Genomic DNA, 13,990 nt, shown 5'->3' on the forward strand with positions numbered 1-13,990 from the left:
TGTTATTTCTTGAAGAAATCTTTTAAAATTCTAGCTGTAAAAAGTTTAGCTCCTTCATCTGTCATATGTCCACATGACGAAAAATATTTATCTTCAACAACAACATTTTCACAATTATGAATTTCCGGATATGCTTTTTTTACTTTGTCAAAATAATTCATTCCTACTACATTTTCGCACATTGGTGTCATTATAGCGATAAAATTAATATTATTCGCTTTACAGATGCTTTTTATTTCCTCGTAATATTTATTGTGAGGAAGCGGATTTAAATTGACAATATTGTTTTTCATATTACCATTTTTATGCTTTTGCAACGGGTAATACCCTAAGTTGTCCAAAGTATTCGTAGTTTCTTTTCTTACAACTTTGTATACTTCTCTGAAACCAATTTTTGAGTCATACTTTACATATCTGTAATATGGAATGTAATATAATTCATTGAAATTATCATGTGTTTCAAAATGATTTTTTATAACCTCTGAGTTATGAATATAGGGCAAAAACTTAGCTGCTACTCCTTCAGATTCTCTATCATTAGAAAGATTCAAATCGGCTTCTAGAATTATGTTTTTAATAACATATTTTCTTTCAACCATTAATTTCAACATTAAAGAGGCTTCAAATAAATGACCACCGCTCATTCCGTAATTAAACGTTTTCAATCCTTTTTCTTCAAACATTGGTGCAACAAAATGATTGTTTGCTCTTGAAGATCCTAAGATTACAACATCATATTTTTGAGCTGTTGAATTAACGACAGTTTCAATTTTTCCTCTATTTTGTGATTGCAGAAAAATATAGGTGTAAAGTCCGTCAAGTGCAATCGCAATTAAGAAAGTAATTGCTATAATTTTAGCTATATAAATTAAAAACTTCTTCATTAAAACTGAAAATATATAAATTCTTTATAATCGGAATAAGTACCTATCGCCATAATTGCGGCAATTGCTAATGCAGCTTTTAACAAACTTCTTTTTCCTGAAATAGGCTCTGTTTTATTTCGACTAAACCATTCTACTACAACAAAAACTGCAATTAATAATAATAATTCATAACTATATCTTTCATTATCTAAATACTGAAATCCAAAGTCTCGATTAATTACAATTCGCTTTAAATACAGAATAGCATCAGTAATTGATTTGGCCCTAAAAAAAACCCATGCAATACAAGTTAATGCAAACGTATATAAAATACTGACCAACACTTTAAAAGAATCAAAGTCAAATTTAAGCTGAAAAACGTCCATATTATTTCGGTTGCTATTTGACAAAAGAAGTGGCAAGAAGTAAACTGCATTTATCAATCCCCAAATTACGTAAGTCCAATTGGCTCCATGCCAAAAACCACTGACTAAGAAAATGATGAATGTATTTCTGATTTTCATCCAAAGCCCCCCTTTACTTCCACCTAATGGAATGTACAAATAATCGCGAAACCAAGAAGAAAGTGAAATATGCCAACGACGCCAAAACTCAGCGATATCTCTTGAAAAATAAGGATAATTAAAGTTTCTCAATAAGTCTAATCCAAACAATTTTGAAACTCCTAATGCTATATCTGAGTATCCCGAAAAGTCTCCATAAATTTGAAAAGCAAAATAAATTGCACCTAAAATCAATGAAAACGAATTCATTGAAGTGTAATGGTCAAAAATAGCATTTGCATAAGTTGCACAAGTATCAGCAATAACTACTTTTTTGACTAATCCCCAGATGATTTGATAAATGCCTTCTTTGGCTGTTTGAAAATCGAATTCTCGTTTTACTTTAACCTGTGGCAATAAATGTGTAGCTCTTTCAATTGGACCTGCTACCAAAAGCGGAAAATAACTCACGAAAAGTGAATAATCAACAAAATTATATTCGGCTTTAATTCGTTTATAGTAAATATCAATAACATACGAAAGCCCGTGGAAAGTGTAAAATGAAATTCCGACTGGAAGTATCACTTTCAATAAAATAGGGCTTGCCTTGATTCCTACTGAATTTAGTAAATCGGCAAATGAAGTAGCAAAAAAATTATAGTATTTAAAAATTCCTAAAAAACCGAGATTTATGATTATACTTAACCAAAACCAAAATTTACGACTGTTTTCAGATTTTTCTTTTTCAATTTGAATTCCAGTGTAATAATCTAGAAATGTAGAAAAAACCAGTAAAAATAAAAATCTCCAATCCCAGCAAGAATAGAAATAATAACTGGCAACAATTAGTAAAGCATTTTGTGTGCTTTTGTTTTTATTGAAAACAAACCAATACAGAAAAAAAACAATTGGCAGAAAAATAGCAAACGCTAATGAGTTAAAAAACATTCAGGTATTTTTGAAATTTTAATTTTTAATTAGTTTAAAATGAGTTTCCAGCATTTTTGGCAAAGAAAAGGAATTGGCAATTAATTGCCTTGTATTTATAGATATCTTTTTGTTTCCAATATAAATATCTTCTAATAGTTGGGCCAAAGCTTTTATGTCTTTAGCTTCAAAAATAAATCCATTTTCTTCATTTGTTATTGCTTCATTATTTCCACCCACATTTGTGGTAACAACTGGCACATTGGCTGCAAGACTTTCCAAAATCGACAAACTGAAACATTCCATATGTGTAGGCTGCAACATATAATCATATTGAGAAAAAATCTCATTTAAATTGGATCTGCTTCCTTTAAAGACAAAACAATTTTGAAGATCATTTTTCCCAACCTTCTCTATTAACTCATTTTTATAAGGTCCGTCACCATAAATATCAATCTGCAATTCTTCTTTTATTTCTTTCGGAAGAAATGAAACTGCGTCGATTAAATCCTGAATTCCTTTTGACTCTCTGAGGTGAGAGGCAACTAAAAAAGAAGGTTTAGCAACTTTTCTGTTTTCTCTCATTAAAATTTTATCAATAACAACTCCATTATAAATTGTAACTGTTTTAGATTTTAAATGAGAGCCAAAATCTTTTAAAATTTCATTTACTGTATAATCAGAAACGCCAACAAAAAGATTTATATATCTAGAAAAAAGGAATCCTTTTAATTTCTTGTTAATTCTTTTCTTTAATGAATAACCATTTAAAGGTCTAGGATTGTGATCGACAGCAATGATTTTTGCTTCAGATGCTTTTTTTATTTTATGAAAAAAAGGTGTACATAATTCGACAAAATGAGTAATAATATGGGAATAGTTAGATTTATTTTCTTCAAGAAATTTCAAAAAGCTATTTTCCAAACTTACTTCTCCAGCTTCATAAATTGTCAATTCTGAATAGTTACCATGATCAGAAATATTTGGAAAAAACCAATCGACCTCAACACCATTTTCTTTGCATTTTTTATCAAAATCCCAGAAAAAATAATCCATTCCTCCAACTCTTTCAGGAAGCAATTCGTAGTTGCAGATAATTGCTATTCTTTGAACCATACTAATTAACTATTAAATTAGTTGATTAAAAACTTCCCAAATTTTTTCTGATGCAATTTCAGGTTCTTTTCCGGCAACTATATTGAACCATCTTTTACACTCGCCAACATTTGAAACTTCACCATAAAGAACTTTTTTTAGTTGTCCTTTTAATTGTTCTTTACTAGTACAAAAAACAGCGGCTTCTTTACTCGGCATCGATCTAAAATGGACATAATCATAATTTTGGCCAATATCCCTAATTCCTTTTTTTAATTGGGGCTGTTCATAATTCAAGTAAATACAAGGCTTATTATGGGTAACAAAATCAAAAATGGTAGTTGAACAAATATTTACCACCATTTCACTATGCTCGCAGATATTATACCACATTTGTGCATCTTCTCGCAATGGCATTAAATCACCAACACCATGAATCTTTTTCCATAATGGATCAATAGCCTGAACTATGTCTTTATTTTGATCCAAAACAAAATCATACCTATCAGAACTATCAAAAGGGCATCTTCTATAAATAATTCCTAAATTTTCTCCTTGCATATTTAGCTCCCTTACTGCTTTACAAAGATCTTCTAAATAAAATTGATCTAGTGGCGAAGTTGTAAAGTCATCACCTGAATAACAAATGTATTTTTTATTTGCATCTAAATTATGTTCATGAAAAAAAGTTGTTCTACACAAAGCTAAACTTTCATTAAAATTAGATTCGAATTGCGGTGTTCCAGTAACAAAAACTTGAGTTTCATTTATTAGCGGATAATATTGCAGCAACTCTTTTTTCATCAAATTACTCCATACTATATAATAATCAGCCTCGTACACATTCATTGCCTTAGGAACATTGTCCCATGATTGTATGAAACAAACTGTTTTTATTCCTAAATCTCTTGCTGCCAAAATTGCACTAATAGCTTGTGAATTTCTTTGGTTAGAACAAAATACAATTTGTGGTTTATTTTCCAACAATTGCTTCTTGCAAAACTCATAACGCGAATTTTTTCGTTCTTGATTATTAATTTTTTTTATTAATCGAGCCAACCCTTTCCGTGAAGCATAAAGTTGAATTAATAGAAGTATGAAAAGACTTATAAGCGTTTTTTTTACTCCATAAAAACTGAAAGGAAATTTGTATTTATCATAAACCGAATCATTAAATTCTTTTTTCCAAAGATTTAATTCAATATGTTTTTTCGCTCTTAAAAAAAGAGGTGTGAGTGGTCGCACCTTTCCATTCTTAATTTTTAGCTCTTTAAATCCTAAATTTTCATGAATCGGGAAATTACTTGCATTCCAATAAATTATTTCAAAGCCCAATTCATCACCTATTCCCTTAAATGAAGAATAGGCAAAATTTCTTAATCCTCCTCCATCTGGAAACAAAACCATTATTTTTTTTGAAGACATCTAAAAATCTTTACTATAAAATTTAAACTTTTTGATTTTTCAATTTTTCCCTTTGTACTTGTTCAATTGGTAAAACATCTTGTGATTTAAATGTTAAAGCTTTATGAACTGCTTTTAAATCACGTACTAACTTGCGCAAACCTTCTGGCTCTAATGAAGCCGCATGATCAGTTCCTTTCCATGTTCTGTCCAGAGTATAATGTCTTTCAATGATATTTGCTCCCAAAGTATAAGCGGCTACATCTACTGCAATTCCTAAATGATGTCCAGAAAAACCAATATGTTTAACAACACCCTCATATTTTGCCTTAAGCAAATTAATATCCAATAAACATACATCTTCAAATGGAACTGGATATCCTGAAGTACAGTTGTACAGAACTAAATCTTGATTTCTTTTTTTCCCAATAAAAAAGTTCACTAGATCATCTGCTTCAGCTTTTGTTGTCATTCCAGTTGAAATATGAATTTCGCCTTGATAGTTTTCGCACAACCAAGACAACATATCATAATTATTATTACATGCTGATGGAATTTTAATAAAATCTGGTTGTAAAGAAGCTATTTCTTTAGCAGAAGTCAAATCCCATACAGAAGTAGAATACTTGATATCTAATTCTTCACAATATTTTTTCAATTCAGCATGTTGTTCAAGATTGAATTCTAGATACTCGCGATGTGCTCCATAAGTATGTCCGTATGAATTTGCTGGATTTGGATGCGGAGCATTATATTGTGTTTCAGTTAACAATTCGATATTATTTCGTTTTTGAAATTTGACAGCATCAGCTTGGCAATAAATTTTTGCCATGCGAATCAACTCTTTTGCAATCTTTATATCTCCTTTATGATTACATCCAATTTCTGCAATTACATATGGGGCTTTGTAATTTTTCATTTCTTATTTTTATTTATATTTTACTATTTTAATATTCAAAATTTTTAATTTTTCAAGGAGAAACTTATTAGTATCTAATGTTGTATTTTATAATCCATTCGCATACCTCTCTAATTGCTCCTGCTCCAGAAGAATTTGTCAGGACAAAATCAGCATTTTGTTTTATAACATCAACAGCATTGCTTGGAGCAAATGACCAACCTACACTACACATATTGGCCATATCATTTACATCATCTCCCACGTAAGCTAATGCTCCTCTTGAAATTCCTCGCGTTTGTAAATAATTTTGTAAAAAACTATATTTATCTTTTACTTCTAAAAATGTATCTTCAATTTGTAATTTTCGCATACGTTGTGCTACTAATTCGGAATTTTCTGAAGTCAAGACAATAACTTTAACATTATTTTGCCTTAATATTTCTAACCCCATACCATCTCGCATGTCAAATACTTTAAAATCCTCTCCGTTTTTATTGTATGCAACACGTCCATCTGTAAACACTCCGTCTACATCCAAAATTAAATAGTCAATACGCTGCTGTAATTTTTCTCTCTTTAAACGCTGTATCAACAAATTTTCGACAATAAGCCAATCTGGCATTGAATCGATTTCGGTCAAACTCTCCTCAGACATATGCACAAGACCAATACTTCCACTTACCCGATTTTTTGTTTCTAAAAAGGCCTTTTTGGTAGTGGCATATATTGCACCATTTTCAATTAACAATCCTTCGAAATCCTGTCGGCGTGGACGTTGAAAAACATCATAATTTTGAGGCGTCCCATTAGTATTCCAGGTAAATCGATGAGTGTTCACTACTGTTAAGGCAGAATCATGATCTTCCAAAACTTCTTTCAAAACAGCATTAATATCCTTACGTTGAGTAAAAGGAGACGTTGCCTGCAACAAACAAAAAATTTCAAAATCTGTCGTTACATTTTCAACAAACTCAATCATTACACTTTCTGTCGAGGCAGTATCATTTGCATTTTTTTCTGAACGCAAAGCTGTTTTTACCTTTGAACTCCAAGCATATTCTCTATTAACATAATTGATAATTTCTTCATCATCAGTGTATATATATACTTCATCTAAATTGGAAAAAATAGCCTCTGATAGCACCCAAGAAAACAAAGGGCGGCCTACGATTTTTTTTTTATTTTTTCCTGGTATTCCCTTAGATCCTTTACGAAGCGGAATTATGGCTATTTTTTTCATAATTTTTATTTCAATATTCTTTCTCCCTTACCAAATAGTTTAAAGGAGATAATTGCAATGAAAAATTTAATGTTCATAATCAAATATCTCTTTTTAAACTTAAAAAATTTACATATTACTCTAAAATATATAGTATGAATTTTTTCCGATTTGTATACTAATGGATAAAGTCTTATCATTTGTCTATAAACAAAAAAGTGAGTCGTATCACTTAAATTATTTTTCAAAAGTAATGCATTCCTTTTTATCCCCACTCTTAAAATTGATAATGCTGTATTTTGACTCATATTTGTCGAAATACTAGTGGGATTAGTCCTATAGTAATATAAATACTTATCTAATATTTGAATCTTTGGATTTTCTAATAACATCCGAATATGAAAATCCCTATCCTGTTCTTTTAAAAGATCTTCGTCAAACAATTTCTTATCCATTAAAAATTGTTTTTTCCATATTGGATCAACAATATACCAACTTACTTTTAGAGTAATAAAATCATCTAGCAAAGAATCTGTCAATCGGGTACGCTCTTCATATATTAATATCTCGTTTATATCTAAAGAAGTAATCATCGTTTTTGATATAACAACATCAGCTTTGCAATCAGAAATCGCTTTCAATTTATACTTTACAAAATCAGGATGCAAAATATCATCACTATCTATAAAATTAACATAATCACCTTTTGTTTGCTTAAAGCCATAATTTCTCGCACCATTTCCGCCGGCTTTATGATTAGATGGCCTTTTTAGTAATACAAAACGAGAATCATTTTTTATATAATCTAAAACCAGGTTATAACTATTATCCTTTGAACCATCATCAATAATAACACACTCCCAATTAGGATCAGATTGGTGTCTAATACTCTCTAGGGTTGATAAAATAAAATCCTCCCTGTTAAATAAAGGAATTATTAAAGAAAGCATCTAAAAACTTGTTGCATATTTATATTTCTCAGTAGCGACAATAAAAACAGATTTAACACCTGTATATGATTTTGTAAATAATTTTATTTTTTTACTTTCTAGCATTTTAACAACCTCATCCACAGTTTGTTTCTCACCAAATCTTTCGTAATCATCAAACAATATTATGAATTCGTCCAAAGGTGACTTATCTTTTAAAATTGTAAAAATGTCAAACCTTGAAAAATTTTCAGAGCCATGAGGACCATCTATCAAGTAAAAATCAAAAGAAATATCTTTAATACTTTCAATGTTATTATAACTTTTATAAGTTGCACCTTTATAAGTTTTTTCAATCATAGGCATTATCTTTATGATTGAATTACCAGATAAAGTATTACTATTATTGTTCAAATAAATATTTTTCCAATTTTCATCTTGCTCTATTACAATATGCTTTTTATACTCCCCATTCGCAACAATGTATTTAGAAATCATTTTTGTGGATTCTCCTAAACCAAATTCTAATATATTTTTAGGTTTGTAATCATTTAAAATTCTAAATAAAACATAAAAAAAGGCATAACTTCCAGCCCATCTTCCAATATTAAAAGCTATCTTATCTGCCCACGTTTCTTTTATACTATCATGAAAAACATTTGCCCATAGCAATTCTTCATTTAAACGCTTGCTAGCATAAATTGCTTTTACAACATTTTTTATTTTTTTTATCATTTTTTTAATTTCTTGTTACAGCGTATAATTACTCTTTATTTTTTTACATTTTAGCTTTACTTTTTCAAAAATACTCATTGTGTATTTGAGCAGATTTTCAAATTTTTGTCAAACTTTTGAGCTTTAAAATTTCGGATGAGATAAAGTCTTCATTTTCGAGATTACTGATTTATTAATCGGATTTCTATAACTCAAAATTCTAGGTAAATTGATCATTACGGCAAAAATAGCTTTAAAATAGCTTTTACAGAACGTTAAATCTGATAATGCGTATTTTTTAAAATTATGCCAAAATAACTTTAAAATCTTGAGTAAAGGATACGGATAATAAACCAAATAATAATAAGTGGCGTTTTTTAGTTGTTTCTCAAATCTAAAATAATTTTGTTTACTTAATTTTCTCTGTTCTTTATTAATCCTGTGATTTATTTTAATTTCATTAGAATATAAAATATTATATCCTTTTGACAAAACTTCAATAGACAGACAAGATTCTTCTCCATAAATATCAATCCAGACTGGAAAACCATTTGTTAGATTATAAACCGATTTCCTGATTGCAAATCCACAACCAATAAATTCAGAAGTAAGACATTCTCTCTTTTCAATTTTAGCCTGACTTAGCGCTTCAGCATCTGATTGAAAAAGACCTTTTATTTCTTCAAAAGCAAAAATTCCAACATTAGTATTCTTTTCAAACAAGTTTTCAATTCGCTCTATGAAATCATTATTTAATGGATGCGCGTCATCGTCCAAACCTATTAAAATTTCTGATTTTGCTAATGGATAAATTTGATGTCTTGCTGCTGAAGCACCTATTGATTTTTCGCTAATAAACCATCTTACCCATGCTAACTCATTTTTTAAAGATTTAGAATCATCATTGCATCCATCTAGAAAGACGAGAACTTCTACCTGAGATTTATCAATTAAATTATTTAAAATATTTAATGTTTTAAATAAATCTTCTTTTCTGTTTTTTGAAACAATCAATATTGTAGCCTTCATTATTTTAACCGGCTGGTGTTAGATTTTCTATAATTTGTTTTAAATATGACAACGAAACATATTCTTCAAGATCTTTTCTATTTAGTAGCAAATTATCTGGATTAATTTTCCATTGCTGATACATTTGTTCGATTAAAAACGCTATTCTTCTAACATCATCAGCCTCAGACCAATATGGATAATCATCTCCTAATAATCTACTAGTTTCGCTATAATAAGGCGCTAGAGATAGAATGGCTCTATTTGCTTTGACACAATGTGGAAATTTAGCCGGAAGAAAAGGGCTAATTTCTGATTTAGATTCCAAAATAATATTTACTGAGACGCATTGTTGAAGCTCATAAACAATATCAAAAGGAACATTTCCATCAGAAACATAAAGTTCCTGAGTATTAACTTTATACTTTTCAAGCATCTCTTTATGATATGAAGCGTATCCTAGCAACATTAATCTTGATACCCCACGAGCTTCTGGATTTTTATCTAAAAACAATTTGAATCCTTCAATCAAACCTTCAGGAGAACGTTGCTTCATTAAGTTTCCTGCGTGAAGAAGATTAAATTTTGATGTATCGAAATAACTTGGCAAATCTTGCTTTTGAATATTATATTCAGCACTCTGATGAGGAATTACAATACCTGTTTTAAGGAAGTTAGGAAAATAACTGCACATCCATTCTTTCAACAAAAAACTAGGAAAAGCACTAAATTTTGCTTTTTCAGAAACTTTTACAAAAAACCTTTCTTTTTGACGAAATCCGGGTTGAATCCAGTTGTATGGGCGAGGATAAAAATGAAAGGGATATGGATCGTGCACATAAGCCATCCACTTATCATGTAGTTCAGGAATATCTAGAATGGCATAATGTGGCTTAAAACTTGCTCCTTTACTTAAAGTTAAAACCAAATCGTAATTATTTCTAATTTCTTTTTTCAATGCCTTTTTAATACTTTGCGTATCATTAAAAAAGGTAAAAGAAAATCCAAACCAACTTTCAAGATAAGGATTCAAACTGATTTTTGTAGCTCGAGTAAAAACTCTTTCCAACCTACTTAAAAAATATAAAACACTAAACTTAATCTCGGAAATCTCAAATGTATCTATGTTTTTTAAGATTACTTTTTTTCGTGTATAATGATAAACTAAAACTTCAAATCCACCCTTGTGCAAATTATTTATCAATGCGACATTTGCTTTAGATCCGCTACTATCTTCCATATCGATAGAATCGACTATTATAAGTATTTTTTTTAACATTTTGCTAGTTTGTTCTCTCCAGTCATTATCTATTTTTTAAACAAATAACAATTACTTATTAAGACTATTTTTCTTCAAAAAATCAATTATATTCCTCGATGCATTACCATTTCCATATGGATTTAATTTATTTCCAAAACCATTAAATTTTTCTAAAAATTCTTTTACAGTATTTACAATATTAACCTTATCAGTTCCAACCAATTTTGAAAAACCCGCCGTTACTCCCTCTGGTCTTTCCGAAATAGTGCGAGTTACTAAAACAGGTTTTCCTAAAGAAGGTGCTTCTTCTTGAATACCTCCCGAGTCAGACACAATTAGAAATGATTGTTGCATTAGCCATATAAAAGCTGGATAAGATACAGGATCAATAAGTAAAATATTATCTTTACCAGATAATAATTGGTAGACAACATCTTTGACATTTGGATTTAAATGTACAGGATACACTATTATAACATCTTCACGTTTAGAGATATCTAACAGCGCTTCACAAATATTTTTCATTCCTTCACCAAAATTCTCTCTGCGATGACCTGTTACTAGTATAACTTTTTTATCCTTTGAAATCATATTTTTTAATGTTTCTATCTCAGGATGTTTGTAATCGTCTGAATCTATTTTATTAATTGTCCAAAGTAAAGCGTCGACAACAGTGTTACTAGTTTCAACAATTCTGTCAGAAGAAATGCCTTCTTGTAACAAATTTTGCGTTGCTTGCTGTGTCGGCGAAAAATGAACATCGGCAACTCGGCTAGTAATTTGACGATTTATTTCTTCAGGAAATGGTGCGTTTTTATTATATGTTCTTAATCCAGCCTCAATATGTCCGGTTTTTATACCCATATGAAAACTGGCTAAGGCTACCATAGATGATGTGGTTGTATCCCCATGAATCAAAACTAAATCAGGCTTTTCCTGCATTAAAACTTCATTTATTTTTAAGAGGATTTTAGCACTTAATTCATTTAAACTTTGATTAGGTTGCATCAAATCAAGATCATAATCTGGAATAATTTCAAAGAAATCCAAAACTTGGTCTAACATTTCTCGATGTTGGGCAGTGACACATACCTTAACTTCAAAATTATTCTTCTGAAGCTCGTGATAAAGTGGTGCCATTTTTATAGCTTCTGGCCGAGTTCCGAAACAAAGAAGGGTTTTCATTATTTTTTTTGTTTTATAAAATTTTATAATTCTAATTGCGTGATAATAAAAAAAATGCAAAAATCTATTATTTGTATTTTTTATAAAACGGATATAGTTTTTTATAAATAGTGTATTTCAGCATATAATATCTTGCAAGTCTCAAATTAATTTCATTTTCTTTAAAGAAATAAAAATGTTCTTTTAGTAAGACTTTATTTGATTTCCAATGATTATAAAAAACTTTAAATAACTTCCATTTAAAATAAGAAACACATTGTATATCATTAAATTTTAAATGATCACTCATTAACTGTAGACTGTAAAGGAGCGACTTTAAACTCTGAACATCTTTGGAAGTGCTAATTCTTCCACTTTCATAACTACGATATAAAACAAAACAATCTCGAGTGTTTGCCAACTTTTTACTTTTAATCAAAATACGAGTCATAAACTCTGCATCATCATTCAATTTCAAATCAGTATTCCAATTACCCGAAATAGAAATCAAATCTCTATGCATCAAGAATGCATGAATGGGTATAAAAGTTTGCTTTTTTCTTAATTCAAGGAAAAAGTTATTTGCTGTTAAGTAAGAATTAGAATCAAAAACACTATTTCTTTCAAATTTTTTTTGTGGCCAAAATAAATCCCAGTCACAGCTTGCAAATATTTTTTCATCATTCAACTTATCCAACAATTTTACTTGTAATTCCAACTTATTTATTGAAAGTAAATCATCATCATCCAACCATTGGATATATTTTCCCTTACTTAATTCAAAACCATAATTTCGGCAACTTGCTGCTCCTTTTAAGTAATTTTCTGGTCTTTTGAAATATTTAAATCGACAATCATCGCTTATTATTGCTGGAATAATTACATCTGTTTGATCCGCACTACCATCATCAATTATCAAGCACTCCCAATTGCTAATTGTTTGCTTTTTGACTGATAGCAAAGTTTCTTGCAGAAGATCAATTCTATTAAAAGTTGGAATAATTATAGAAACCTTAATTATATAGTGTTCGTTCATTTAAAGCTCATAAATATTTCATTGCTATACCCAAGTGGCTAATTTACCTATAATTTTATTGCTAACTTTGGAAATATAGAGAACCGATTTTAAATAAAGCCTTAACTTCAAAGAAAACTCTTTATTTTGGCTCACATATTCCAATAGGGCTTTTACATAATACGGCTGATAACTATCAATCAAAAATGTTTTTGCCAAAAATAGAATACTTTTTTTAGTATGCAATCTATTTATAGTAAGATATTCATATATCTTTATTCGTATAATTGCAGAAGTCTTTCTTCTACTAAAATCTAAATCATCCCCCATTGTTAATGATTTTTTATGTTTACGATACTTAAATAAATATTCGTCCACAATATCATAAGTTGGGTTAAGATACCCTATCCTTGTCAGGAGTTCCCATTCTTCAGCATATAATAAATGTTCGTCAAAGCGAAATTTTTTAATATATATTGCTCTCCACAAAATACATTGAATATTTACCTTTAAGTCACCAACCAATATAGCATCTCCCATATGCGAATGTGAAAGTTTAAAAATTGGTCTCGATACATTAGATCTATCATCATGATCAAATTTTTCGAATTTACTGATGGTAAAATTTAGGTCAGATTTCGGAGCCAATGATAAAATTTTTGCTTCTATATTGTTTGGACACATTAAATCGTCGTCATCAAAAAACTGAATGAATTCGGCGTTTCGAGAAATTGCAATATCTAATCCATGATTTCTAGTTCCTGAGAGTCCTTTTTTATATTTTTCTGTTTTCTTATAATAACTAAACCTGTTGTCATTTTTTATGTATTCACATACAATTTCTTCAGTTGAATCTGTAGAATTGTCATCAATTACGATACACTCCCAATTAGAATAAGTTTGTGACACAATTGAATTCAATGTTTCAGCAATCAGGTTTGATCGATTAAAAGTTGCTAAGAGGATAGTAACTAAAGGTTTCAT

General features: G+C 29.6%; 13 protein-coding genes. All 13 read right to left on the reverse strand.

All coding sequences use genetic code 11. From position 1 onward, the window contains the following. Nucleotides 1-2: 2 nt before the first annotated feature. Entirely contained in the window at nucleotides 3-884 is an 882-nt protein-coding gene (locus H600_RS0105190; RefSeq protein ID WP_026727798.1) for a hypothetical protein, read from the reverse strand. Then, a complete protein-coding gene (locus tag H600_RS0105195) occupies nucleotides 884-2,317 on the reverse strand; it encodes an MBOAT family O-acyltransferase (RefSeq protein ID WP_026727799.1) in 1,434 nt (477 codons plus the stop codon). The genes H600_RS0105190 and H600_RS0105195 overlap by 1 nt, the downstream gene beginning before the upstream one ends. Before the next feature lie 18 nt (nucleotides 2,318-2,335). Further along, nucleotides 2,336-3,412, reverse strand: a complete 1,077-nt coding sequence (locus H600_RS0105200) for a glycosyltransferase family 4 protein (RefSeq protein ID WP_035108379.1) — start codon at nucleotides 3,410-3,412, stop codon at nucleotides 2,336-2,338. A gap of 12 nt (nucleotides 3,413-3,424) precedes the next feature. Then, a complete protein-coding gene (locus H600_RS0105205; RefSeq protein ID WP_026727801.1) occupies nucleotides 3,425-4,816 on the reverse strand; it encodes a hypothetical protein in 1,392 nt (463 codons plus the stop codon). A gap of 22 nt (nucleotides 4,817-4,838) precedes the next feature. After that, nucleotides 4,839-5,714, reverse strand: a complete 876-nt coding sequence (locus tag H600_RS0105210; protein WP_026727802.1) for an N-acetylneuraminate synthase family protein — start codon at nucleotides 5,712-5,714, stop codon at nucleotides 4,839-4,841. 67 nt (nucleotides 5,715-5,781) lie between these two features. Further along, nucleotides 5,782-6,936: an acylneuraminate cytidylyltransferase gene (locus H600_RS0105215; RefSeq protein WP_026727803.1), complete on the reverse strand. Its 1,155-nt coding sequence runs from the start codon at nucleotides 6,934-6,936 to the stop codon at nucleotides 5,782-5,784. A 5-nt stretch (nucleotides 6,937-6,941) separates the two neighbouring features. Beyond that, nucleotides 6,942-7,865, reverse strand: a complete 924-nt coding sequence (locus H600_RS22475) for a glycosyltransferase family 2 protein (RefSeq protein ID WP_026727804.1) — start codon at nucleotides 7,863-7,865, stop codon at nucleotides 6,942-6,944. Then, a complete protein-coding gene (locus H600_RS0105225) occupies nucleotides 7,866-8,579 on the reverse strand; it encodes a class I SAM-dependent methyltransferase (RefSeq protein WP_026727805.1) in 714 nt (237 codons plus the stop codon). A gap of 123 nt (nucleotides 8,580-8,702) precedes the next feature. After that, entirely contained in the window at nucleotides 8,703-9,572 is an 870-nt protein-coding gene (locus H600_RS0105230; RefSeq protein WP_167330293.1) for a glycosyltransferase family 2 protein, read from the reverse strand. A 19-nt stretch (nucleotides 9,573-9,591) separates the two neighbouring features. Further along, nucleotides 9,592-10,845: a glycosyltransferase family protein gene (locus tag H600_RS0105235; RefSeq protein ID WP_026727807.1), complete on the reverse strand. Its 1,254-nt coding sequence runs from the start codon at nucleotides 10,843-10,845 to the stop codon at nucleotides 9,592-9,594. A 51-nt stretch (nucleotides 10,846-10,896) separates the two neighbouring features. Beyond that, nucleotides 10,897-12,012, reverse strand: coding sequence for a non-hydrolyzing UDP-N-acetylglucosamine 2-epimerase (gene wecB, locus H600_RS0105240; RefSeq protein WP_280648073.1), 1,116 nt, complete (start codon nucleotides 12,010-12,012; stop codon nucleotides 10,897-10,899). 67 nt (nucleotides 12,013-12,079) lie between these two features. Then, entirely contained in the window at nucleotides 12,080-13,027 is a 948-nt protein-coding gene (locus H600_RS22480; RefSeq protein WP_051234372.1) for a glycosyltransferase family 2 protein, read from the reverse strand. Between the two features lie 24 nt (nucleotides 13,028-13,051). After that, the gene (locus H600_RS22485) at nucleotides 13,052-13,990 is read right to left on the reverse strand and encodes a glycosyltransferase family 2 protein (protein WP_026727809.1); all 939 of its coding nucleotides are present in this window, start codon (nucleotides 13,988-13,990) and stop codon (nucleotides 13,052-13,054) included.

It is taken from the genome of Flavobacterium denitrificans DSM 15936 (assembly GCF_000425445.1).
GTDB classification, from domain to species: domain Bacteria; phylum Bacteroidota; class Bacteroidia; order Flavobacteriales; family Flavobacteriaceae; genus Flavobacterium; species Flavobacterium denitrificans.